Here is a 24,570-nt window from a genome sequence, read left to right as displayed (position 1 = left end):
GCTACTGCTTCACCCATACCAGCTGGTCGACGCGGAAGCCAAGACTGCGCGCGGTGTTCAGGTAGTCCTGCTTCACCGCGTCCGGGATGGTTGGCGTGCGTGACAATATCCACAGATAGTCGCGGTTCGGGCCGCTGACCAGGGCGTACTGGTAGTTATCGTCCAGTCTGATCACGTTATAGCCGCCGTAGAACGGGCCGAAGAAGGAGACCTTGAGCGCGGCGGTTGTCGGTGCTCCGGTAAAGTAGGCTTTACCCTCGCTCTCATTCCACTCGTTTTTCACCGGGTCGTAACCCTTGTTAAGCACGCTGATGCCGTCGTCGCTCCGCTCGCCGTAGGTCGCGGTTACCTGCTCCAGCCCGCGTTCGAAGCGGTTTTCAAGGCGGGCGATTTCATACCATTTGCCGAGATAGCGGCTGGCGTCAAAGTTGGTAATAGGCTGCACGCCTTTCGGCGGCGTGGGGGATTTACAAGCCACCAGCGTCAGGGCAATGGCGACACCGGTCACAACAGGCCATAGCTTCATGAGAATTCCTTTCATTTGTGCGGTTGGACGTTAAGTGTAGTGCACCCATGCGGCGCTTCATCACGTCATCAAAAATTCGTAGTATATTGAGATTATTCCTCCTCATCGGGCACCGACATGGCTTACTCCATCGGCGAATTCGCCAGACTCAGCGGCATCACCGCCACCACGCTGCGCGCGTGGCAGCGACGCTACGGTTTACTCAAGCCTGAACGCTCGGAGGGCGGCCACCGCCAGTACAGCGAAGAAGACGTCCAGCAGGCGTTAAAAATCCTCGACTGGGTAAAAAAAGGCGTTCCCATCGGCCAGGTAAAACCGCTGCTCGAGCGCCCAGCACCGCGCCGCACCAACAACTGGCAAACGCTGCAGCAGGCCATGCTGCAGCGGCTGCAGGACGGGAAAATCGAGTCTCTGCGCCAGATGATTTACGACGCCGGTCGCGAATACCCGAGACCCGAGCTGGTGGCTAACGTGCTGCGCCCGCTGCGCGGCCAAATGTCGGCCAACGTTCCCGCCGCCATGACCCTGCGCGACATTCTCGACGGCATCCTCATCGCCTACACCTCGTTTTGCCTGGAAGGTGATAAAAAAGCGCCGGGCGACAACATCCTGATGACCGGCTGGCACCTGAACGACCCGTGCGAAATCTGGCTCGAAGCCTTAACGCGCACCGGACAGGGCCACCGCATCGACATTCTGCCCACCCCACCCGCCGCGCTGGCGCCGGAAATCTTCCCGGACCGCAAATGGCTGCTGGTGACGCGCGGTAAACTCACCGCCGCGCGCAAAAAGCAGGTCGAGCAGTGGCAGCAGCAGGTATCGCTTGACGTGATTATCCTCTGATAATTTTCTCCTGCGGGAATCTTCACGAAAAGTTGAATATTTTCCCGCGCCGCAGATGCTAACGTTTTCCTGTGACTGACAACTCCACAGGAAAACACCATGAAAAAAACGACCCCTCTGCTGATCCTGGCCGCTATGGCCTTTGCCCCTGCCGCGTTTAGCGCCCCTGTCGGTACGCTGAGCGTTCACGTTCTCGACCAGCAAACCGGCACGCCGCCTCCTGGCGTCACCGTCACGCTGGAAAAGCAGCAGCAGGATAAATGGACCCCGCTTGCCAGCGGTAAAACCGACCAGGACGGACGCATCAAATCCCTCTATCCGGCGGATCAGGATATGCAGCCTGGCGTCTATAAAGTGACCTTCAAAACCGCCGATTACTTCCACACGAAGAAGCTGGACTCCTTCTTCCCGGAGATCCCGGTGCTGTTTACCGTGACCCGCACCAACGAAAAGCTGCACATTCCTCTGCTGCTTAGCCAGTACGGTTACTCGACCTACAAGGGCAGCTAAGTATCATTGATTTTTAAAGAGAATAAAAAATAACTCCGCCAATACTTGGACAAATTAGCCATGTTGTGTAAGTTTTAGATAATAGAACTGGAGGACCACACCATGACAACGAAACCTGTACTGGGCATTAGCGGATGTTTGACCGGCTCCGCCGTTCGCTTTGACGGCGGGCATAAGCGTATGGGCTTCGTCATGGATGAGCTGGCCCAGTGGGTGAACTTCCGGCCCGTGTGTCCTGAAATGGCGATCGGCCTGCCGACGCCGCGTCCGGCCATTCGCCTGACGGTGACGGACGGCAGCGAGACGCAGCTGCGCTTCAGCAAGCCGCCGCACGACGACCTGACGCAAAAGATGGCCGACTTTACGGCGGAATATCTGCCAAAAATCGGCGATCTGACGGGATTTATCGTCTGTGCGAAATCGCCAAGCTGCGGCATGGAGCGCGTGCGGCTGTATGATGAAAACGGCAACCGGGGCCGCAAGGAGGGCGTCGGGCTGTTCACCGCCGCCCTTCTTGAAACTTATCCGTGGCTGCCCGTTGAGGAAGATGGCCGACTTCACGATCCGGTGCTGCGGGAAAACTTTATCGAGCGGGTTTTTGCCCTCCACGAACTGAACACGCTGCGCGCGAACGGCCTGACGCGCCGCGCGCTGCTGGATTTCCACAGCCGCTACAAGCTTCAGCTGCTGGCGCACCATCAGGCGGGCTACCGGGAAATCGGGCCGTTCGTTGCCTCGCTCCATGAATGGGACGATCTGGACGCGTTCTTCGTCGCGTACCGTGAAAAGCTGATGGCGATCCTGAAAAAGCCCGCCTCGCGGAAAAACCACACCAACGTGCTCATGCATATTCAGGGCTATTTCAGAAACCAGCTCAACAGCCGCCAGCGCGTCGAGCTGCGCGACGTGATCCTGCACTATCGCGACGGGCTGCTGCCCATCCTCGCGCCGCTGACGCTGCTGAAGCATTACATGGCTGAATACCCCGATCGGTATCTGATGACGCAAAACTACTTTGATCCCTATCCTGATGATTTGGGTCTGCGTCTGGCAGTAACCTGATGAATAAAATGCGAAGGCCCATTTGACCCATAGAGGCCCAAAGCAGTACCCCGTTTAGACGACAACTCACTGTCGTCTTTTTTTTTGCATTCAGCCTAAAACACTGTGATTATAAACAGGTGTAATTGCATAAATGGATACGGCGATGATCAAAACCCTGCACATTCAAAACTACCGCTCAATTCGCGATATGTCGCTGGATCTGGAGCAGCTCAACATCGTCTTCGGCCCCAACGGCACCGGAAAATCGAACATTTACAAGGCGATTTACCTGATGCACAGCGCGGCGCAGGGGCAGTTCTCCCAGGCGCTGGCGAATGAGGGCGGTATCCTGAAGGTATTCTGGGCCGGTAAAACCCGCAGCGACCAGCTTCGGCGCATGAACCTGGCGGTAGAGACAGAAACCTACGAATACGAACTGCAGGTCGGCTTTGTGGAGAAGCTGCCGTATCCGTCGCAGTTTCAGCTCGACCCGGTGATCAAAGAGGAGTCCATCTGGCTGAGCGGCCAGCACCGCCGCCCGTCGTCACAGCTGATGAAGCGTAAGAATCAGGCCGTATTTCTGAACAACGTGCATCATGAAAAAGTGACCCACAGCGGCACGCTGTATGAGAACGAATCGGTGTTCGGGCAGCTCGGTGAACCGCACCTTTACCCCGAGGTGTCGCAGATGCGCGAATCCCTGCGTAACTGGCGTTTTTATCACGAGTTTTCTGTATCAATCGGCTCGGCCATTCGCGCCCCACAGGTAGGCTTTCGCTCGCCGGTGCTCGCCAGCGACGGCGCAAACCTGGCCGCCGCGTTTCAGACCATCGTTGAGATTGGCGACGAACTGCTGCTGATGCGCATCCTCGACCAGGCCTTCCCCGGCTGCGTGTTTTACAGCGACAACACTGGCGGACGTTTTCGCATGATGATGCAGCGCGAGGGGTTGAGCAGGCCGCTGGAACCGGCGGAGTTCTCCGACGGCACGCTGCGCTTCCTGTGCCTCGCGGTGGCGCTGTTAAGCCCGCGCCCTCCCGCATTCATCGCCCTTAACGAACCGGAGAACAGCCTGCACCCGCAGATGCTGCCCGCGCTGGCGAGCCTGATTGCTGAAGCCAGCCGCTATTCGCAGATCTGGCTCACCAGCCACTCGCCGGAGCTGGCGACGTTGATTGAGAAACACCGTTCGTTTTCGCTCTATCAGCTGTCGATGGTGGAAGGGGAGACGAGGATGGAGAAGCTGGGGTAAACGCCGGGTGGCGCTGCGCTTACCCGGCCTACTGGCGAGTGCGAAACGTCCTGCGCCACTCCGCCGGGCTGACGCCAAAGCGCGCCTTGAACTGCTGGCGATAGGTTACTGCCGACAAAAACCCAACCTGCTCTGCCACGCTTTCAATCGGCATATTTCCGGCCTCCAGCAGGATCTGGCTGCGCCGCAGGCGCTCGGCGGTGAGCCAGTCGGCAACGCTCATGCCCGTGGCCTTGATAAAATGGCGGGTCAGCGTGCGGCGGCTCATCGATACCACGTCCGCCAGCGAGTCCAGACCGTGCGGTTCGGTAATATGCTGCTGTAGGTAGTCAATCAGGCAGTTAATCCGCGCATCGCGAGTGTCCTTCGGCACGGGCTGGGCAATAAACTGCGCCTGCCCGCCCTCGCGGTGCGGGGGCACAATCATCCGTCGGGCGATCTGATTGGCGACCACGCTGCCAAACCGCTGGCGGATGATATACAGACAGCAGTCCAGCGCCGCGGCGGTGCCTGCGGAGGTGATGATGTTATCGTCATCAACGTAAAGCGCGTTGATATCCAGCCGCGTATCCGGAAACAGGGACTGAAACTGGTGCTCAAACTCCCAGTGGGTTGCCGCCCGTTTACCGTCGAGAATACCGGCATAGCCCAGCACAAATGAGCCAAGGCACAGCCCGACAATTACAGCGCCCCTGTCTCGCGCCTGGACCAGGCTGTCAATCAATGACTGGGGTGGCCGTTCAAGCACGTGCTGCCAGTAAGGCACCACGACGATATCCGCCTCCACGATGGCGGAAAAATCCTGCGTCGCATTCAGCGCAAAGCCGTCTTTAGAGGTGAGGAAACCCGGCGTTTCAGCGCAGATCGTAACGTTGAAGCGCTTTTCACCGGATACCGTATCGCCAAACAGAATGCAGGGAACGGAGTAGTGAAACGGGCTAAATCCATCCACCGCGACAATCGCGACGTTAATAAGCGGCATCTGTCTCTCCTTTCCCTTTTAACACTCAGAATATAACGCTTTCGCCATCCTGTGGAATGCTCAGCGCATCGCTGAACTGGTTGGCTTCAGCGTACTCACGCAGCGCGCGACGGGTCAACAGACAGTGGTTAATGGCTTCCATGTGGACCGCGACAATCTGCGCCTGAGGCAGCAGGAAATGCACGTTAAGTACATCCAGCTCGCCCATGATGATGGGACCAAAGCCAATCACGTGCGCATAACCGGCGTTCAGCACTACGACGTCCGGCTGGTGCTTTTGCAGGTCGGCCGCCACCTCTTCACGCCAGATGGTATCTCCCGCGATGTAGAGCGTCTTCTCGTCGGGATGACGGAAGACGACGCCGCAGGCTTCACCCAGACGCTCCGCCAGCTCCGGAACGGCGTAAGCGCGATCGGTTCCGTGCTGGCCGCCGTGCGTTTTCGCGATGCGAATATCGCCAAAAGCCGTTTCATCGGTCATGACCGTCAGCCGGGTAAACCCCTGGCTGCGCAGCAGCGCGGCGTCGCTGTCGTTTTGGACGTAGATCGGCTTGTCTTTGGCGATCAGCGCAATGGCGGATTGATCCCAGTGATCGTCATGCGTGTGGGTAACAATCACCGCGTCGGCATCCAGCAGCGTCGTCACGTCAACAGGAAGCTCGACCGTCGGGTTGCGGATTTCCGCATGCGCCGTACCGGGAAAGCCAGGGTAAGCCCCCTGCGGAGCAAGCATCGGATCGATTAAAAAGCGCTTCCCCGCGTAGGTAATCAGCTGGGTGGCGTTGCGTATGTGGGTAATGTTCATGGGCTATCCTCCTGTAGGTGTGACAAGGAGAATAGCCCGGAGCCGTGCTGGCCGATGTGGGCTAAAGGGCGATGATCGATGAAATCGGGTCAATCGATAAAGCGCTTCCTCACCCTTTCAAGCGGTGCGATAAGCAAGTTAATCAGCGGTTTTCGGTCAATAACGATATCCGCATTAACCGTCATCCCGCCCATCAGCATGCGCTTCTTTTTGTCCGGATCGGTAAACCATGACGGCACCTGTACTTTCGCCAGGTAGTAGTTCTGCCCCTCCTGGAGCGGGATCAGCGCGGAGTGGGCGTCGATATTGACCTCATAAAAATCGGACAGCGTGGCGTCAACCGAGCCGTATTTATCCACCGGCCAGGAGTCAAAGCGCAGCTTCACCTTGTCGCCTTTCGCGACCCGCCCGACGCCCGTCGCCGGGACATAAAGATACCCCTCCATGGTCGCGGCGGTATTTTTGCGGATCACCACCACCACTTCGCTGTTTTGGGTGATCGCCCGCCCTGGCGGGAAGTTAATCGCCACCACGTAGCCCTCGGCGGGTGCCAGCATGGACATGGTCGAACTGCCCCGGCTGGAGAGGTTACGGTCGATTTCACTGATGCGGTTTTTCACGTACAGCTGCTCCTCGCTCAGGGAGTCGATTTGCGACTGGGTGCTGTCCGACAGGCTGGTTTTACGCGCTTCCAGATCCAGGATGGTACTCTCTTCCAGCGTCAGATTGAGCTGAGCGTTAAGCACATCGTTGTGGCTTTTATCGAGATCAACTTTGGAAACATAGCCCTTGCCGGATATCGCTTTCCAGGCGTCGTAGGTGTCGGTGCTGTTTTTCAGCAGCGCGCGCAGCTTTTTGACCTTATCTCTGGAAACGCCAATCTGCCTGTCAGTGATGTTGAGCTGCTGCGCCAGGTTTTTGCGGTACGTGGCGATAGACTCCTCGATGGCCTGAATGCGCTGCTCGCTGCGTTTTTTCTCCGCCTCCATCTGCTGGCGATCGAACTGCACCACCGATCCCTGCTTGCCGCCATAGTCTTGCGACACCGTAAACAGCGGGGCGTTCTCCTTCACGTATTCCCCGGGGCGTACCGCAAAATCAACGATGGTGCCGGACTCTCTGGCCCGCACTTCGACATCGCCCTGAGCGGGGATCAGCACGCCGCGCGCCAGGGTGGTTTCAGAAAAATTAAAGACCACGGAAAAGACCAGCAAACAGAGAAAGAAGGACATGAACAGCGTCAGCACGGCCTTAAGACGGGGCGCGTTGATCTGATAACTTTTTGAAAAATGCTGCGGGATCAGCGGTCGGCGCTGCCGGCTACGGTTTTTTAATTTCACGACATGTCATCCATGATAAATCACTGAAAGATCGTCCCATGCACTCCAGAGCGTGGGGATGTTGCGCAGCGCATTGAGCGTGGCGGCGGCGGCCTGTCGATACTCCGCTGGGGCATAAGCCTGGCTCTCCAGCCCAAACGCCGGTGAAGCGAGCGAGCGGGTGGGCAGCAGGGTGCGAACGCCATACCCGTAGCGGGTCAGAAAGCGGGTAGAGACATCCGTTAACCATACCGGCTGCTCGCCTGCACGGGTCATAAACAGCGGGGCACCCGGCAGGCGCTCGTCCATCATCAGCACCGTGACCCGCCGCTCCGGGGCGAAAAAGGAACCAGCGCGTCGCGCCGGGTGCGCGGCCATAAGCTTATGCAGCGCGGGATAGTGGGTTATAAACTGAAACCGCACGTCGTCAGGCGCCGTGGACAGCAGGGCGTCCAGCACCAGCCCAAACCCCGCCCAGCGCATGCCCAGCAGCAGCGTATGCCGTCGGGCGTAAAAATCCTGCTCGCGGGTAAAATCCGCAACGCGCTGGTGCAGATCGAAACGCACGTTTCGCCGCCAGAGCGCGGGCGGGAAAACCTGCTCCACAAAGCCAAATCCGCCCAGCTCCCACGCGTTTTCACGCAAAAAATCGGCCGGTACCTCGCTCTTCGGGCAGCGCATAAACTGGCTGTAGTTTTGCGAGATTCGGTCTGCCAGCAGGGTGCGCCCGACGTTTCGGGCGCAAAGGCGCGCGTAGAGCCGCGGAAGAAACATCATTGTTCACTCTCCCGCAGATTGCCGTTTTCCATGGTATAGAGCCGCCCGTGGCATCCCACCACATCCGGGGAGTGGGTAACAAATACCAGGCCAATCCCCAGGCCGCGCAGGTTCGCCAGCACCTTTTGCGCGGTGGTTTTATCCAGATTCGCCGTCACTTCATCGCACAGCAGCAGCTTGGGCTGGCTGTACAGGGCGCGAGCCAGCACCAGACGCTGCATCTCACCGGCCGAGAAGAAGGTGTTTCCCGGCAGCATTTCGGTTTCATAGCCGTGCGGCAGACGCGTCACGACGTGGTCGACCTCCGCCAGGCGGCAGGCGGCAATTACCCGATCTTTATCCGGCGCGCTGTCGAAGCAGGCAATGTTGTCCAGAATCGACCCGGTGAAGAGAATATCGTCCGCATGCACGATACGAACGTGCTGGCGCAGCGAGGAGAGATCGCACTCGTTAATCGGGATCTTATTGATCCGCAGGCTGCCCGACGTCGCCAGCAGCATGCCGGAGATCAGCCGCAGCAGCGTGGTTTTACCGGAACCGCTCTGCCCGACAATAACCGCCTCTTCGCCCTGCTTCAGCGTCATATTGATGTGCTGCAGGGTTGCCTCACGGCCGGGGTAAGCAAACGAAACGTCGTCAAACTCCAGGCTTACCGGCGAGGTGACGATCCGCTTGCCAAACTGGCTGGCTTCTGAGGGAGCAAACAGCAGATCGCCCACGCGGTCCAGCGGCCCCTTCAGGGCATTTTTATCCAGCAGCTTTTGCGCCACCTGCACCATCGCATCGGAAAAATAGCGCTTATAGCTGATGTAGGCGTAAAGCATCCCGATACTCATCTGCCCTTCCAGAATCAGCCAGGCGCCAAAGCAGACCACCAGCAGCTGTTCGGCATTGATGACCAGCAGCGAGGCCACGTCAAAACGGGCCAGCAGCCGCTCTTTGCGCATCAGCCCGGCAATGTGTTCCCGCTGGGATTTGTCCATCACCGCATCCCGCGCCTGCTCCATGTTGTTGGCTTTGAGGGTGATGATCCCTTTCTGCGTTTCGACCAGCAGCGACTCGTACTGCGCGGTGCGTTCAATCGAGTCGTCCACGGCGCGTTGATACGGGCCAATCAGCGAAAAGCGGATCAGGAAAAAGACGCCCATCAGCAGCATGGTCAGCACCGCGATTTTCACGTTGTACAGCAGCATAAACAGCAGGCTGGTGATGGCGATCAGGCTGGAGAAGAGGATTTGCACGTAGCCATTGCTGATGAACTCCGCGCAGGCGTGCAGGGATTTTTCGATCGCCAGCACGATACCCGGCGGACGCGAGCGGAACCAGCCGGTCTGGGTGCGCAGCATGTAGTGGCGCACCGACTGGCTCAGATCGTCATAGGCGATGTTGCGCATCAGGATCTCAAGCAGCTGCTTGAGGAACTTCCCGATGACCTCGAAAATAAAGACGATCGCGAAGATGGCGGTGAGCAAGATCACCAGGTCGTTATCGCTGCGGGAGATGGCCTCATCCATAATCAGCTGCACGTAGGTTGGGCTGGCCAGCATGGTGATGAGGGTAAAAATAGAGAGCACGAACAGCAGCAGCTGACGCTGGAACAGGCTCGGTGATTTATTGGCTAACCGCCCAAGGGTCAGCTTTTCGTCCGGCGATTTCTTTTCAAAACGCGGGGTGGGCTTCAGCTCCAGCACGTAGCCGGAGAACAGTTTTTCCGCCTCCTTGAGACGGTAACGGCGCACGCCGCTGGCAGGATCGTGAACCGTGACGCTGCGGCTGTCGACCTTCACGATGACGACAAAATGGTTCCCACGCCAGAAGGCAATGAGCGGCAGCTCCGAGGTTTCAATTTCAGTGATTTCGCCTTTCAACACCCGGCCCGTCATGTTCTTATCGCTGGCAAGGGTCATCAATTCCGCCATCGACGTTCCCGCATCGGCGGAAACCGAGATCTCCCGGCGCAGCTGGCTTACGGAGACATGATGCTCGTAATGCCCCATCACCATTGCCAGGCAGGCCAGTCCACATTCGGTAAATTCATGCTGGCGAATAACAGGTGTTTTACCCTGTTTTTTATACTGAAAAAGCGAAAACATAATTATCCGTGGCTGAAATAAAAAAATGGCCCGGCAATGCGGGCCATGAGTGCATAGGTCAAAAACTTATGCGCTGAAGAAGCCGCCGATGAAGCCGCCCACCAGGCCGAATACGCCGCCGATGGTGCCGCCCAGCGCGCCTAACATCTGGCTGCCTGCGTTATAGCCTGCGCTCGCGCCCTGCAGTGCTGCAGCAAACGGGTCCCAACCACCGATGATGGCCTGTGCTTTCTTGAAATCGATAACTTGCATGATTCTCTTCCTGTTAACGTGAATTAGTTGTAGCTGCCAACCAGCGCGCCCAGGAAGCCCATTGCGCCACCCAGGATCCCGCCAACAACACCGCCTACCATGCCCATGATGCTGGCACCGGTGTCATAACCCAGCTGTGCACCCTTAACCAGACCAGCGAACGGGTTCAACGCGCCACCGATAATATCTTTCGCTTCTACGAATGAAATCGCTTTCATTTTATTCTCCTGTTGTTATGGATCTTTAGCGTGATGCTAAAGGTTAATTTCCTTTTATGAAGGAAAGCGGTTGCTACGGGCAGGTTGAAAGCGGGATGATTTTATTTCCATAAATAATCATCCGCCTTGCAGGCTGCCCGGCATTATCTATTTCCAGCCGTTGTCCCGGTGGAAGATATCTCGAATTGTTATATTGCGTACTGCACCCAACCGAGGAAACGTATTTAAAGTACGTATTCCCCGTATTACTCACCACCCCGTTGCTAAACGCATAATCAAAATGTCTTGTCCAGGGACGGACAATCAAAATCGCCTCAAGCGAAACCACCACATCCGACTGGATGCGTTGGCCTTTGCTCATCACAACCCGCGCCTGTAGCGGCGTCTCGGTGAATTTGACGCGATAGTAACGCTCTTTGCTATCGTGAGGGCCGGTATAGTAAAACTTGAACCCGGCGCGTTCACCGCTCCCCAGCGTCAATTGCTTTGGCGAAAACATCAGCTCGCCATCTTTTATTTCCGTCTCTTTGCCTTTTTCTTTTGGAACGTCTACCTGAATAAGCGAAACTGTATAATTCTGACTTTCACTGGTATCGTTTTTTATAGGCTGAAAAACCACTTCTTTTTCTGGCAAAAAATCAATATTCAGACTTTCGATAATTAAAGCATTTGCTCCGAATGAAATGAAGCAATTTATTGCAAAAATAGCCAGGATTTTTCCAGTCATATTCGTTTAATTCCAGGATGCGCTGACGTCTATTTTTCCCTGCGCGGTCACTTCACCAAACCAGCTATTCCCGTCATAGGTTGTTTTCGACACCGGATTATCCATGACAAATTGCAGGACCAGCGGCGTTTGCCATAGCCACATGTCCGTCACGCCAGAGCTAATTTTGTTCCACTCCTCCGCGTGCGTGGCCGGGGCCGGCACCTGAAGCACTTCACCCTTACAGTTGTGCGCCATCAGCGTCTGGCTTTTCCCCACCAGCACGTTACCCGGGATGGGCACCGTAAAGCCGTTGCCGCTGAACGCGCAGTAGTCCACCCCGTTCAGGCTCTGCGTCGGCCCGGTCACTTTTACCGTTACCGCTATCGCCGCATCTTTTTGCGCGCCGCTGTAGGTAATGGTGTAGGGGATCTCAATGGGCGTTTCGCCAATAATGCCTTTCCCGGAACCGCCCAGACCGTTCGGATCGAGTGTGTAATCAGGATTGTCAGGCACAATCGCCAGCCCCGGCTGGATGGGGTTAATCACCAGCCCGCCACCCGGCTGGAAGCAGAAGTCGGCAGCCAGCGAGCTGTTGCCCGGCGTCAGGCACAGGCTGACGATATTGCCAATGCTGCTGCCGTCCCCTGCCTGCGCCACGCTCATGATCAGCGCCTTAGGCAGGAAGATTTTGAGGTACGCTTTCCCACCGTTTTTCTGCGGTGCCGCGAGGAAGGTGTTCGCCAGCACGCGGGTGTCGCTCAGGATGCCGCCGGAGATGCTGTACCAGTTGCTCTCATCAAAGGTCAGCTCGGCAGCCAGGCCCGTACCGCCGTTCATGTGCGACTGCAGCACGCCATTCACGCGCGATGAGGTCAGCGCCAGGCCCGGGCTGTAGCCAGTGATATCCTCCCCGACAAAGGTGTACTCCAGCAGTTCGCAGAGCACGCCCGATACCGTATTGCGCGTGTATTTGGTGCAGGCGGTGCCGGTGGAACCGTCGACAATGGTGACTTCCCCGCTGATCGGGTCAATCCCCAGGTTGAGCGCACGGGAGTTGGTCATCGTCAGCGTCCCTACCTTATGCAGGGTGTTGGTGGTCGTGACCTTGTTGATCGAGCTAATTTGCGGCGTGGAGGTAATGGTGACCTCATCGCCCGGCGCGGAATTGAGCAGGTAGTTAAAGAACGGATCGCCCAGCACCCAGCGGCCATAGGACGTACCCGGCTCGATCACCGGCGGCTTTACCACCATCGAGGTGTCGCTGTAGCTTGTCGTCGGGCTATAGCCGCTCGTGCCGCAGTTGGATGAACAGGCCGTCCCTTTAAAGAACGGCGAGGCGCTGGACCCCGTCACGGCAAAGTTTATCGTCAGCGCGCTGCCCGCGGGGCCGCTGAAGCTGTTGTCCGGGATGTAGGTGGCTACCCCGTTGTTGGTTTTCGCACTCAGCGACGGCCACTCCCGGGACCCGTGTAAAAACGAGGTCGAGGTGCTGTTCAGGCTAAACAGCGCGGCGGAGTTTCCCGTACCGTTATTGTCGGGATTATTAATGGCGAAATAGGGCATCTGCTGCGCCTGGGCAGCCGCGCTCATCAGGAGCAGATTAAGAGCGAATATCTTTTTCATCATCACGTTCCAGTGTTCCTTTTGCTTCCTGCCAGACGTAATCGCCCTTATTGCAGGAGATGTCCCCCAGCCACAGCGCGCCGCGGTTGGACTCGATATCCAGACGGACCTCGCAGACGCTGTCATCCGGAGTGGCGATGCTCAGAATCGGGTTGTTTTTGTCCACGTCAATCACGAAGCGACCGTCGTTTTCCGTGCGGGTCAGCCCGACGTGGTTCTTGATCTGCGTGGCGCCAACCGGGGCACCCTTTGCATCAACCAGACGACCAAACAGGGTGACGATTTTCTTCACCTGCGGCTTCATCACCACCGTGTTCCCCGGGTAAACGGTGATGTGGCGACGCGCATTCGCGCCGATTTCATAGCTTTCCGTACCGGTTTCGCTGTTCATCACTTCCAGGTCATAGGCCTGATACGCCGGCAGCGACAGCCAGGTTTTATCCCCTTTGATGCGCTCCGCGCGGCCGTTGAGCTTCAGCGTCAGCGCCTCGTCAGATTTAAGGCCGGTGCTGACAATCACCCCCGCGCTGTCGGTGCCTTTCCCGGCGGCAATGGCCTCTTTAGACCAGCCAACGCTGCCGTCGCTGGTCAGCGTGGAGTTCCAGCCTTTGCTCATGCCGCTCTGCACGCTGAGGATGTTGCTGTTCCACGGCGTATCGAAGTTCACGCTGCCCCCGCCGCTGACGCTGCGGTCGTAGGTGCTGTTAAAGGCTTTCGAGACGTTGGCCGTGGCCGACTTCAGGTAGTCGCCGTCAAACTGGCGGCTGGCGCTAACGTTTAGCGCCGTGCCGGTATCGCGGTTATGCGAAACCCCTACCGAGACGGTGTTGCCGAGCGGAATTGAGAAGTCGAGCATCACGTAGCGATCTCGCTCTTCGTAATAGCCATCGTATTTATTGCGCGACATGCCAACGCGCAGGCGGGCAGTACCGTAGCGACCGGCGTACAGCCCCTGGGAGTAGTCCAGCTGGTAACGCTTGTAGCGGTACATCTCGTCTTCCTGGCGCATCAGGCTCAGGTTTCCGGCAGACGGCAGGCCGAAGGAAGGCAGGCTAAATGACGCCCCCCAGGTGTTGCCCTTCGCCTCGTAGATATCAAGGAACTTGCCGCTGGAGAGCTGCTCGTGAGAGTACCAGACCGAGCCAATCTGCCACGGCAGGCTGAGATTCGCCCCATAGTTGGCGCGATAGGTTCCGTCGGAGGCCGCCATCGTCTGGGTGTTTACCGAGAAAGCGTCCGTCAGGTTTACCGACGCCCACAGCTCGCTGACCACGTGCTCGCGCATCATGTAGGTCGACGCGTTCCAGTCAACCATTCCGCTGCGCTTGCTGAAGGAGGCCCCGACCAGAGACATGGTGTCTTTATGTTTGGTGTCGTAATCGTAGTAGTAAGTGTTGTCCTGCTTGTTTTTGCGCTTCGCGTATTTTTTATAGTTAACGATGGATTTATCGCGGCTATAAATGCCGCCCCACGTCTGCCAGCGCAGCGTTTCCGACACGTTATTGGAGAAGGGTTTATTGACGGTATACATGCTGCGCGACACGGTGCGGCTACCGCTGACCACCTCAACCTCGACGCTGTAAATCCCGTAAGGCAGATTGCTGGTGTCAATTTCGTGGTTGCCGACGTCAAAGCGCTGAATGCCGATAAGCTGGCCGTCGCGGCGAATGCGCGCCTCGCCCGCCGTCGGGAAGTAGACCACCACGGGCGTAATGGAAAGCGTGTTGTCGCGCTTGCGCGAGTTCGCCTGGTTGCCCATCGACACGCCGTACACTTCCCCGCCGGAGATACCGCTAACGCTGGCCAGGGACTGCATCGCCCAGCCGTTAAGCATGCCGGCGGCGTAACGCATGCCCTGATAATCGCGCTCCCACATGGCGGCGTTCATCTGGGTATCGCTGCTGTTCTCGTTCACATAGCCGGAGCCGTCGATCAGCAGGTGATCCACCCCCATCGACACCCAGCTCTTCGCGTTGAGGTAGCCGGATGACCAGCTGTCGCCGTAGCCGCTTTCGGTATGGTACGCGCCGAGGTTATAGGAGAATGTTCCGCTCAGGTCATCGCTTTCAGGCGCATCGATATCCACCTCGCGCGGGCGGATATTCACCCCATAGTCGCTTTGGGATAAATTCAGCAGCAGGCGCATCTTCTTCTGATCCAGTTCGAATGCCGAACCGGCGCTCACCGGGATGCGCATCTGGTCGTTAAACTGCTTATCGTTAATGCTCTGCAGCAGCGCGCGCATCTCTTTCGACAGGCGAACGCCGTTATCGGACTCCTGAACCTGAACATCCCTCAGCCCCAGCTTGAGATCCTTCGCAAAGAGCGTCACATCGCCAATACGAACATATTCATTCGCCGTGCTATCGCGGGTTCCGGGCTGGGCTGTATTCGGACGGGTATTGACCAGATACACGGGGATTTTGATCCCCTGCTCCAGCAGTCCATAAAGCGAGTCGGGAAAACGGTAATTAGCGATAACCACGGAGCCTGGAGCTGCATCCGCCAACGCGGGCAGCGTGCCGGATGCGCAAGCCATCATCACCGGCAACACTAATTTATTTTTCACCATGCATCCTTACTTAACAGGAATGAACTGTTTCTGGTCCCAAATTCCGAGATGAAAATGGTTGTCCGTCACGTTGATATCGTCGATAGCGCGCGAGGTTCCGGGCATCAGATAAAAGTTTTTGGTGCAGGGGGTCGTCGGTGATTCCGGGTTCGGTTTCAGGCACGTTCCCGTCGCATTGACGCGAAACGAGGTGTTGCCCTTGTTGGTCATCTTTCCCGCCACGTAGACGAAGTCGATCTTTTTATCCCGGGGCTGGACCACAAGAATGGTGCTCACCACCGCGCGCGTCATCCCTTTACCGTTCTTTTGTGAACCATTGTCCAGGTCTTCGCTCACGCCTTCATCGATGAAGGTAATGCGGTAATAACGCTCTTTATTATCGGCATTGCCGTGATAGTAAAATTTGACGATATTGCTGGTGCCGGCTGGCATCACCATGCGCGTGGGCGTCAGCAGCAGCTCGTCCACTTTCTCCGGATTAATCACGATCCCTTCGTCCATCGGGCTGCTGATACGCTGCGCGCTAATGGACACAATGCGCACGGAATCGGCTTCGTTTTTAATTTCCTTGGCGGTGGTATCTGCATTTGCAGGAATAATGGTGGTGACTTTTCCCACATTAATGGCCAGCGCGGAGGAAGAGGCGAGCAATAAGAATAAGAGGGCGGGTTTTAGGCTTAGCATGATATTTCCCTAAACAGGGGCTTGCGCCCCTGGATCTGTCAGGCATTAGCCCCAGGTTGCGCGGAACGCAACGGACACGGTACCTTCCCACAGGCTGTTGGTCAGGTCTTTGAACTCTTTCGCTGCGCCTGCGTTGTCCTGAGCGGAATCAACGTAGAACACGAATTTGTCCTGGCCAGTAATTTCGGTATCCGCCGCAGCGCCAGCGCTGGTGGTCAGGTTCCACAGGCCAGAAGAGACGCCGGTGTTGGACGCAGAGTCAACCAGCGTGGTCCACGCGGTAGATTTCGCACCTACAGTACCGCCCACGGAGCCCAGGTCGTTGCCGCCCCAGCGCGCGCCCACTTTCAGCTTGGTAGACTCACCGCCAACGCTGAACAGGGTGTTGTTGGAATCGTCGAGGATCGCTTCGAGCTTGAAGCTCGTTGCGGTAGAGTGATCGCCACGAATAGCCACATCAAACAGACCGGTGTCGGTGTTGAATGCTTTTGTATTTGCGCTGTATACAAAGTTCAGCGCACGAGTCGGGGTGATCACCAGGTCAGATTCGCTGTCCTTAGTTGCAGACGCCTGCCAGGTTGCAGATGCAGTTGTTTCAGCAGCATTAACAGCGCTCAGGGCAGAAACAGACAGCAGTGAGCCCAGAACGATAGCGTTCAGTTTGTTCATTTAATTAGTCCTTCAAAAAATAATCCACATGTATAAAAAGGGGTGCCCCTTTTTCGAGGCGGAGTATAATCAGCCCAAAAATAATGAGGCAATACAGAATAATTCACTCGCCTTTGATAAAAGACGAATATAAAAATGAACGCTTTGTATCCTATTGTTACACAATGGATTAATTCTCTGGAAATCAGAAAGTAGATAATCGTCGATTCTGTTATTGAGGCTAAATATCAGGACGTAGGAACAGCTACGCACATCATTACAGGTAATACCAGCCCTTTGATTAACCAGGCGTGCTTTTTAATACTGGTTATATAAAAGAAGTTGATATTGTCCAGCAACATTTCATTTACAATACCATCAGGCGCCACATCATCCTCAGATTTGTTCAGCTTTTTGTCTTTAATATAGTAAATATTACTCCCATCGACTTTCTCAACCGTCAGGATATAATTCCTGTCGATCAGATAATTTTGCCCGTCTTTTCTGAGCACGCCCTTATGAATAACCGTCACCACGTCTTTACTGTTAAACAGAAAAAGCGTCGTTAAGGACATATCGGTTGATTCTCCCGTTGAATACGTTTTCCAGGAAACCGTATCCGACTGGCAGCCAAATCCCTCATCCTGCGTCCTCGTAAAATAAAACAGCAGCAAGGCGATTGTCGACAACACCAGTACCACACCCGATAACACACTCAGCTTTGTCCTTGACATATTTTAACTCCCGGTCAGGCTTCTGTAAGAAAGGCAATTCTTATAATCATCAATGCTCTCCTGCTGGTAACAGATAGCCAGGAAATAATTTTCCATCTGCGATTTTGTGAAATTTGAATAGTAAGCATCAGCAACTTGATGTTCGCAGTCGATATGCTGCCTGGCGATGGCCTCTTTTACCCGGTTAAAATAATGCTGTTTCGGCTGATACATGTTCTTATCGATAAGGTATACCGTACACCGATCGACTTTGCCGAGCAGATGGATATCAGACTCTTTCAGCGTCTCTGCAAACGGCTCTTTTTGGTGAATCAGAAAGAGGGCTGCACCGACAATGACCGTTAACGACACAATGCATAACGTAATAAAAGCGTTGTGCCAGACTCTTATTCGGTTAGGCGGATCTGGCGCTCTCTCCTGTAAGAGCGGTTCAGATTCTTCTGACGCAGTGTATTCAGTAACGGATTGAACAACCGGGGGTCTCACCGTGTGATGTTCAATATGTGCTGCAAGGCTAAATCCTTTTCCGCGAATCGTTTTAATCAGTAAAGGATCGCGCCCCAGCGTACGAAACGCCTTCCTGATTTCACTTATGGCAACGTTAAGACTCACGGAAGAACCTGAGAAGCCGCGCTCTTCCCATACTTTCTTTATCAGCTCGTCTCTGTCGAGTGTCTTTCCATTATTGATGATAAGTTCATAAAGTAAACGTGCAGCCTGATTGGATAACTTAATGGAGGACTCCTCTTCTCCATTAATCATGATCATACCGGTGTCAACCTCATAAAGCATTGCAAGATCAATGAGATACTTCATATTATTATTACACCACTGTTATAAATTTGTGTATTTCCCTGGCAATAATAAGTCTAAAGAGAGTGTGGTCAAGTCATGTAATATTATTTGAGGGGGGGTTTTAGAAAACTTCATTAATTAACGATTATTAAATCATTAATTAAAATCTTCGAACGAAGGCATTTAGGTTAAGATCTTATAAAAACCCAGCAATCCAGATTATAATCTTAATGTTGACGGTTTGTCAGAATAATGTTTTGTTATGTATATTTTTGATGCAACATAATATCGACAAGGCGTTTTATGCGTTTCGCTATGCGCTTTGTCCGGCAAGAGTGCGATGCGCGGCCGAATAACATTCATTTTATATAAAACAAATCTTTATGGAGTTTATCATGTTCAAGACGATCATGACCGTTTCTGTGCTGGCCGCTGCTGTCGCCTCTACCAGTGCTGTGGCTGCAGATAATTCTGCCGGTGGCGTAATTAACTTTACCGGCGCAATTACCGATACCACCTGCACCATTAACGGTGGAAAAAGCGCTGACTTTACCGTTGCGCTCTCCCCAATCTCGGTGAAAGATGCCGGTACAACGGTCGGCCTGATTACCAAAAATAAAAAATCGATTGCTCTGACCTTCTCCGGCTGTTCCCCAGCGGCGGGCACCACCGGTACTCCGCTTAAGGTGTACTTCTCCAGCGCGGATAATATTTCCACCGACGGAAAATATCTGCTGAACAACAGCGTTAACGAAAGCGACGCGAGCGTTGCGCGTAACGTAGGTTTTGCGTTAGTGGAACCGGGCGCATCTGCACCGATTGCGCTGAACCAGGCGTACACCACCGATATTATGGGTACCGCAACGGCGCCAGATTCAGAGACGCTGACGCTGGACGTTTATTACTATAAAACTAACGCCACCGCAGCAACCGTGGGTGAGTTAAGCTCCAACGTTACCTATACCATTTCCTACCTGTAATATTAATTATTCAGGCTCTGCGTTTGCAGGGCCTGTATTTAAGGTTTCAATCATGCGTAAGGCAATTTTGCTGGCGGTATTACTGCTGAGCACGGGTCACTCATGGGCCAATATTGTCATCAATGGCACTCGAGTCTTGTACCCTGAAAATAATAAAGAGGTGATCGTTCAGTTAATGAATACCGGCGATTCACCCGCACTGGTGCAATCCTGGATTGATGACGGCGATATTAACTCGACGCCGGAAACAGCCAAGGTCCCTTTCCTTCTCTCACCGCCGGTGATTAAGGTCAGCGGACATAATGGCCAACAGCTGCGCATTAAAAAACTGCCGGCAAATTTACCTGCAGATCGGGAATCTGTTTTCTTTCTTAACGTGCTGGATATTCCGCCTAAACCGGAAAACCTGCAGAACCAGAATACCGTGCAGCTGGCGATTAAATCGCGTATCAAACTTTTTTACCGTCCGGCTTCGCTGGCGGGTTCGCTGGATAACGCGGTAGAGAAATTGACCCTGACTGCCAACGGTAATCAGTTCCGCATCAACAATAACAGCCCGTTCCATATCACCGTCGCCAATATTTCTCGGGGTAAAACAAAATTACTCAACGAGTCACCGATGGTTTCCCCGTTTGGGCAACTGACGGTAGCCACTAAGAATGACGTTAAGCGTGGCCAGACCTTCCAGCTGATGTACGTGGACGATCTGGGCGCCTATAAAACCCGGACCTTCACCAGCCAGTGATCGGAAAGACTCACCATGAAATTGAAACAAAACAGGCTCTGTCTGCTGGCAGTCTGCTCGCTTCTGCTTTCGCATAAATCCGGGGCCGTGTCGTTTGATACCTCCCTGCTTGCTGGCGCATCCGGTGAGTCCGATCTGTCACGCTTTTATGAAAACAACCTCATGCCTGCCGGCAAGCAGGAGATGGACATCTACGTAAACGGGAGCTGGAAGGGGCGCTACAGCGTGACCTACGGCGAGCAGCCGGATGACATTCACCTTGCCTGGAAAGACGCGCAGTCTCTGGGAATCAGCATGAAGGACATTCCCGCGCCGGCCATCGCGCAGGGTGAGGTTCAGTTACATGATTTAGTACAGGGCGGTGAGGTCAAAACCGATCCGGGTACGCTGAGCCTGGCGCTCACGGTGCCGCAGGCGGCCCTGCTGCGTACCGAAGAGGGCTATATTGCTCCCCAGTTCTGGAGCGAAGGCATACCGGCGCTTATGCTCTCCTGGAACACCACCTGGTACAACACGCGTACAAAAGGAACGGCAAAGGAGACCAACGACGATTTTTACGCCGGGCTGGACTCCGGCGCAAACCTGTTCGGCTGGCAGCTTCGCGACAGCAGCACCTGGCAAAAATCGGCCAGCGGCGACAGTCGCTGGCAGAACAACACCCGCTATCTTCGCCGCCCGCTGGCCTCGCTGACCTCAAACCTGACGCTGGGTGATTTCTATATTCCGGGCGATCTGTTTGATTCCCTCCGCGTGCGCGGGGTATCCCTGGCGTCAGACATGAAAATGCGGCCTAACTCCCAGCAGGGCTTCTCGCCGGTGATCCACGGCGTGGCGCGCACCAACGCCCTGGTAAAAGTGTCCCAGAACGGCAACGTCATCTATCAGGAAAACGTCCCGCCTGGACAGTTCACGCTCGACAGCATCCAGCCCACCGGTTCAGCCGGCGATCTGCTGGTCGTGGTACGCGAGGCCGATGGTTCTCAGCAATCTTTTACCGTACCGTTTTCTGCGGTGCCCGGCATGTTGAAAGAGGGCGTGAGCCAGTACAGCGTGGTGGCGGGTAAAGTCCATCAAAATACGCTGGACGCCGATCCGGCATTCCTGCAGGCCACGCTGCGCTACGGGTTCAATAACCTCATCACCGGCTACACGGGAACGATCGTCAGCGACAACTACCAGGCCGGGCTGATCGGGACGGGCTGGAACTTTCCGTTTGGCGCCGTTTCCTTTGACGTCACCCACGCGAAAACCACGCTGCAGGATCGCACCGACAGCGGCCAAAGTTTTCGCGTGTCGTACAGCAAATTTATCGATACCACCGCCACTAACTTCACCCTGGCGGCCTACCGCTATTCCACCAAGGGCTATTACAGCTTTAGCGATGCGCTCTATTCACGCGAAGGCTATCAGCGCCTGAAAGAGCAGTATGACGACTATGAAGATCGGTTCGGCGTTGCGCCGGAAATGTCGATGAGCACCTGGGATGCCCTGCGCGCGGCGCAGCCTAAAAATACCTTAACGCTCAACCTCAACCAGCGCCTGGCAGAAAACTGGGGCACGGTATTTATTTCCGGGACGCAGCGTGACTACTGGAATTCGCAGCAAACCACGCGTGAGTATCAGGCCGGGTACTCGAACGCGATTGGCCGCGCCAGCTATACCCTGTCGGCAAGCCGGGTCCGCAACAGCGACAGTGAAGAAGAGACGCGCTTTTACCTCTCGCTCAGCCTGCCGTTCTCGCTGTTTGATAATAATGCGTGGATCACCTCCAGCATGACGGCCAGCGATTCTCACTACGAGCAGAGCAACATCAGCATGAGCGGCAATGCGCTGGAGTCGAACCGCCTGAGCTACACCCTCTCCGGCAGCAACGCGCGAGGGGGCAGTAACTCGGCAAGCGTTAATACGGCCTACCGCTCGAGCTTTGCCACCCTTGGCGGTTCTTACAGTGAATCGTCTGACTACCGCCAGACCGGCCTCAACGGGCGCGGAAGCCTGGTGGCTTACCCGTGGCATGTTCTCGCCTCCAACGAAACCGGTTCGACCATGACTATCGTCGACGCGCCGCAGGCCGAGGGGCTGATGGTCAACGGGGATGAAAGCATCGTGACCAACCGCGACGGCGTGGCGCTGGTGCCTTACGCGACGCCGTATCGCAAGAACTCGATCACGCTGTCTGAAACCGAAAACAGCTCTGGCGCGGAAGTGCTCGGCAACATGGCCAACGTGGCCCCCTACGATGGCGCCGTGAACTATGTCCGCTTTGAAACCGACAAACGTCAGTCCTGGGTGCTTCACGCCACGCGCGCCGACGGCAAGCCGTTGCCATTTGGCACCGAAGTGCTGGATGAGAAAGGCGAATCTGTAGGTTACGTCGGCCAGGCAAGCGTGCTGTACATCCGCGCCGAGCAGGCGCCGCGCGCGCTCAACGTTCATCTTCGCGGCGGCACGTGTGAAATCACCGCGCCGACCTGGGGGCTGGACAGCTCGTCATCGGTTTGCCATTAATTACGGAATATCATTATGTTAAGGTTTTTCGCTTTCCTGATGCTGGCGTGCATCAGCACCGCCAGCTACGCCACCTGCTCCGGCGGCAGCATCGTCTACGGCACGCCGATCAGCGTTGATTTATCCGACAAGCTCAGCCCGGCCACGCCGACCTGGACGGGGAGCTACACTACGCAGTACAGCGGTTCGTTTAACTGTTCAACGAGCAACAGCGAGTTCTCCTATACCCCGATCCTGTCAACCAACAGCAGCTACGCCACCATACTCGGGTTCAGCAACAACAAATATATGGTGCACGCGGAGATCACCAGCACCCAGCCCAACAAAACGCTCGCCGCCAGCGGCAGCCACACGGCGTCGGAGCTGAATACGCCGTTTACGGTTCGCTTCACCCTTGTGAACCAGAGCGGGACGACGCTCACCGGGGATACCGCAAACATGAGCGACGTGATGTTCGTGAGCGACATGAGCGGCATGTCATTTTGGGAAATCATCGGCTGGCCGATCAGCCAGCTGGTGAAAATTGTCCAGTGGCTGTTCAACGGATTTCAGTGGCCCTACGACAACCGCGACATGTTCGGCCAGCCGATGACCATCAAATATGCGCCAAAACTGACCACCTGTTCGTTCGACAATGCCGGGCTGACCGTCAAACTCCCAACCCTCGGTATTCCCCAGTTGAACGCGGCTTCGCAGCCGGGGCTTACGCCGTTCTCGCTGAACATGAGCTGTCAGAACGTGGGCGTTAACGGCAATTCGGATCGGGCCATTGAGATGTTCCTCTCCAGTACGCAGCTGCTGTCTACCGACAGTTCAGTATTGATCGATAGCACCAGCAGCGCCGCGCAGGGCGTGGGCCTGCGGCTGATTCAGCGTAATAATCCGCAGTTGCCAGTGACGTTCTCAACGTCCACCACCAGCCGCGGTAACGCCACGATGATTTTCAACGTGGCGGCAGGCGGCGCGCTGAGCGAGCACTTCACCCTGCCGATGGCGGCATACTATTATGTCTGGGCACCCGCAAAGGTCACACAGGGCAAGATCAATACCTCCGCAACGTTGAATATCATCTACCCCTGACGCGGGCTAGCCGCCCATCTTTCCAACCGTATGCAGATACTTAATCAGTTCGCTATGGTTGGAAAGATTGAGTTTTTTCATCGCATTGTGTTTCTGGGTGGCAATTGTGCTGACGGATCGGTTTCGATGGCGGGCTATCTCGGTAATGGAGTAGCCTTCCACAATCAAATGAATCACTTCCCATTCCCTTGATGAAAGCACCGAACGCGAGCGCGAACCTGTACGCATCGCCTTCCTGAGCCAGGAAGAGACGACCGGCTTTGGCTCTTCTGTCATCAACAGCGTGTGCAGCTCGTTTTCCAGCTCCGCCAGTTCATCCTGCAGGCTGATGGTCAATTCAAACTTCATCTCCAGCACTTTCTTTAATAGCCCATACTGCAGGTCAGGAACAAAAAGAACGCGTCTGACATTGTTCGATTTACACAAAAGCGTTAAGCGGGCGCTGGTCTCTGTGCTCCACTCCTTATGGTTAAGAAGATAATTAAATTCGGTGATAAAAATATCGAATTTATTATCAGCCAGAGACGTCAGCATCTGTTCCGTAGAGTCGATAATGGTAATTTGCAGTACGCAATCGGGGAGAAGATTCTGGAGAGCATCGCATATTACCTCCTCAAATATATTTATTTTGTAGAACACCATCACCCTGACGGGAATTTCAGCATTAATCATGTCATTTCTAAATTATCGTAAAAAGAAAATCGATAATAGGTTATGCATCCTCCACTCACAACCTCTTAGCGCCAGGATTTTATCCTCCTGAATGCTAAAATTCTGAACATGGATATTAAATTTATAGAAAAACTTCTATTTTATCCTTCCGCCCTGCCGTTAATTAAAGCCGTCCTGCAGGTGAGAACCCGATCTAACT

The 24,570-nt window shown here is 55.2% G+C and carries 24 protein-coding genes; 8 read left to right on the top strand and 16 right to left on the bottom strand.

The annotated features are described in order from the left end of the window. Window position 1: 1 nt before the first annotated feature. Window positions 2–526 carry a lipocalin family protein gene (locus tag VPX56_RS00460; protein WP_263610606.1) on the bottom strand — a complete coding sequence of 175 codons (525 nt, stop codon included), beginning with the start codon at window positions 524–526 and terminating at the stop codon, window positions 2–4. 117 nt (window positions 527–643) lie between these two features. Between VPX56_RS00460 and VPX56_RS00455 the strand changes: the two genes are divergently transcribed. The 4 genes from VPX56_RS00455 (at window position 644) to VPX56_RS00440 (ending at window position 4,175) form a co-directional block, all read left to right on the top strand. After that, on the top strand, window positions 644–1,369 hold the full coding sequence (locus VPX56_RS00455; protein ID WP_131634628.1) for a MerR family transcriptional regulator: 726 nt from the start codon (window positions 644–646) through the stop codon (window positions 1,367–1,369). A 99-nt stretch (window positions 1,370–1,468) separates the two neighbouring features. Then, window positions 1,469–1,879 (top strand): hydroxyisourate hydrolase, encoded by a 411-nt coding sequence (gene uraH / locus VPX56_RS00450; RefSeq protein ID WP_131634627.1) that lies wholly within the window; start codon window positions 1,469–1,471, stop codon window positions 1,877–1,879. A 102-nt stretch (window positions 1,880–1,981) separates the two neighbouring features. Further along, window positions 1,982–2,941, top strand: coding sequence for a YbgA family protein (locus tag VPX56_RS00445; RefSeq protein WP_326469229.1), 960 nt, complete (start codon window positions 1,982–1,984; stop codon window positions 2,939–2,941). A gap of 145 nt (window positions 2,942–3,086) precedes the next feature. Then, window positions 3,087–4,175 (top strand): AAA family ATPase, encoded by a 1,089-nt coding sequence (locus VPX56_RS00440; protein ID WP_326472180.1) that lies wholly within the window; start codon window positions 3,087–3,089, stop codon window positions 4,173–4,175. A gap of 28 nt (window positions 4,176–4,203) precedes the next feature. Here the strand turns inward: VPX56_RS00440 and VPX56_RS00435 are convergent, their stop codons facing one another. From VPX56_RS00435 to VPX56_RS00370, 14 genes are all read right to left on the bottom strand, one after another. Beyond that, window positions 4,204–5,157: a GlxA family transcriptional regulator gene (locus tag VPX56_RS00435; protein ID WP_131634625.1), complete on the bottom strand. Its 954-nt coding sequence runs from the start codon at window positions 5,155–5,157 to the stop codon at window positions 4,204–4,206. 25 nt (window positions 5,158–5,182) lie between these two features. After that, entirely contained in the window at window positions 5,183–5,962 is a 780-nt protein-coding gene (locus VPX56_RS00430; RefSeq protein WP_131634624.1) for an MBL fold metallo-hydrolase, read from the bottom strand. Window positions 5,963–6,051: 89 nt separating this feature from the next. Beyond that, on the bottom strand, window positions 6,052–7,302 hold the full coding sequence (locus tag VPX56_RS00425) for an HlyD family secretion protein (protein WP_131634623.1): 1,251 nt from the start codon (window positions 7,300–7,302) through the stop codon (window positions 6,052–6,054). Between the two features lie 6 nt (window positions 7,303–7,308). After that, a complete protein-coding gene (locus VPX56_RS00420; RefSeq protein WP_326469223.1) occupies window positions 7,309–8,058 on the bottom strand; it encodes a hypothetical protein in 750 nt (249 codons plus the stop codon). Beyond that, entirely contained in the window at window positions 8,055–10,151 is a 2,097-nt protein-coding gene (locus VPX56_RS00415; RefSeq protein ID WP_131634621.1) for a peptidase domain-containing ABC transporter, read from the bottom strand. Before VPX56_RS00415 ends, VPX56_RS00420 begins: the two co-directional genes overlap by 4 nt. Before the next feature lie 66 nt (window positions 10,152–10,217). Further along, on the bottom strand, window positions 10,218–10,403 hold the full coding sequence (locus VPX56_RS00410) for a hypothetical protein (protein WP_013094847.1): 186 nt from the start codon (window positions 10,401–10,403) through the stop codon (window positions 10,218–10,220). Window positions 10,404–10,426: 23 nt separating this feature from the next. After that, window positions 10,427–10,621: a hypothetical protein gene (locus tag VPX56_RS00405; RefSeq protein WP_013094846.1), complete on the bottom strand. Its 195-nt coding sequence runs from the start codon at window positions 10,619–10,621 to the stop codon at window positions 10,427–10,429. Between the two features lie 73 nt (window positions 10,622–10,694). Next, a complete protein-coding gene (locus VPX56_RS00400) occupies window positions 10,695–11,348 on the bottom strand; it encodes a putative pilus assembly protein (protein ID WP_131634620.1) in 654 nt (217 codons plus the stop codon). A gap of 6 nt (window positions 11,349–11,354) precedes the next feature. Beyond that, complete coding sequence (locus VPX56_RS00395) at window positions 11,355–12,956, bottom strand: receptor (RefSeq protein WP_326469220.1); 1,602 nt, start codon at window positions 12,954–12,956, stop codon at window positions 11,355–11,357. Next, window positions 12,931–15,525, bottom strand: coding sequence for a CS1-pili formation C-terminal domain-containing protein (locus VPX56_RS00390; RefSeq protein ID WP_131634618.1), 2,595 nt, complete (start codon window positions 15,523–15,525; stop codon window positions 12,931–12,933). The genes VPX56_RS00395 and VPX56_RS00390 overlap by 26 nt, the downstream gene beginning before the upstream one ends. Before the next feature lie 6 nt (window positions 15,526–15,531). Next, window positions 15,532–16,209 carry an EcpB family pilus assembly chaperone gene (locus VPX56_RS00385; RefSeq protein ID WP_131634617.1) on the bottom strand — a complete coding sequence of 226 codons (678 nt, stop codon included), beginning with the start codon at window positions 16,207–16,209 and terminating at the stop codon, window positions 15,532–15,534. 45 nt (window positions 16,210–16,254) lie between these two features. After that, window positions 16,255–16,878, bottom strand: coding sequence for a common pilus major fimbrillin subunit EcpA (locus VPX56_RS00380; RefSeq protein ID WP_131634616.1), 624 nt, complete (start codon window positions 16,876–16,878; stop codon window positions 16,255–16,257). Between the two features lie 227 nt (window positions 16,879–17,105). Beyond that, window positions 17,106–17,591: a hypothetical protein gene (locus VPX56_RS00375; RefSeq protein ID WP_326469217.1), complete on the bottom strand. Its 486-nt coding sequence runs from the start codon at window positions 17,589–17,591 to the stop codon at window positions 17,106–17,108. A 3-nt stretch (window positions 17,592–17,594) separates the two neighbouring features. Next, on the bottom strand, window positions 17,595–18,407 hold the full coding sequence (locus VPX56_RS00370) for a winged helix-turn-helix domain-containing protein (RefSeq protein ID WP_131634615.1): 813 nt from the start codon (window positions 18,405–18,407) through the stop codon (window positions 17,595–17,597). Window positions 18,408–18,781: 374 nt separating this feature from the next. On the opposite strand from VPX56_RS00370, the gene VPX56_RS00365 reads away from it, so the two are divergent. The 4 genes from VPX56_RS00365 to VPX56_RS00350 are packed head-to-tail and all read left to right on the top strand — an operon-like array spanning window position 18,782 to window position 23,699. Then, window positions 18,782–19,366 carry a fimbrial protein gene (locus tag VPX56_RS00365; protein ID WP_131634614.1) on the top strand — a complete coding sequence of 195 codons (585 nt, stop codon included), beginning with the start codon at window positions 18,782–18,784 and terminating at the stop codon, window positions 19,364–19,366. A 52-nt stretch (window positions 19,367–19,418) separates the two neighbouring features. Further along, window positions 19,419–20,111 (top strand): fimbrial biogenesis chaperone, encoded by a 693-nt coding sequence (locus tag VPX56_RS00360; RefSeq protein WP_131634613.1) that lies wholly within the window; start codon window positions 19,419–19,421, stop codon window positions 20,109–20,111. Between the two features lie 15 nt (window positions 20,112–20,126). Continuing rightward, window positions 20,127–22,619: a fimbria/pilus outer membrane usher protein gene (locus tag VPX56_RS00355; protein ID WP_326469212.1), complete on the top strand. Its 2,493-nt coding sequence runs from the start codon at window positions 20,127–20,129 to the stop codon at window positions 22,617–22,619. Between the two features lie 15 nt (window positions 22,620–22,634). Further along, a complete protein-coding gene (locus VPX56_RS00350) occupies window positions 22,635–23,699 on the top strand; it encodes a fimbrial protein (RefSeq protein ID WP_263610617.1) in 1,065 nt (354 codons plus the stop codon). A gap of 6 nt (window positions 23,700–23,705) precedes the next feature. Here VPX56_RS00350 and VPX56_RS00345 read toward each other — a convergent pair whose 3' ends face one another. After that, the gene (locus tag VPX56_RS00345; protein WP_326469209.1) at window positions 23,706–24,371 is read right to left on the bottom strand and encodes a LuxR C-terminal-related transcriptional regulator; all 666 of its coding nucleotides are present in this window, start codon (window positions 24,369–24,371) and stop codon (window positions 23,706–23,708) included. Between the last annotated feature and the right edge of the window lie 199 nt (window positions 24,372–24,570).

The organism is Enterobacter wuhouensis, assembly GCF_035835995.1.
GTDB lineage: Bacteria > Pseudomonadota > Gammaproteobacteria > Enterobacterales > Enterobacteriaceae > Enterobacter > Enterobacter wuhouensis.
Note: the sequence above shows the minus strand (reverse complement) of the source record. Positions and strands in the feature narration are given on the sequence as shown.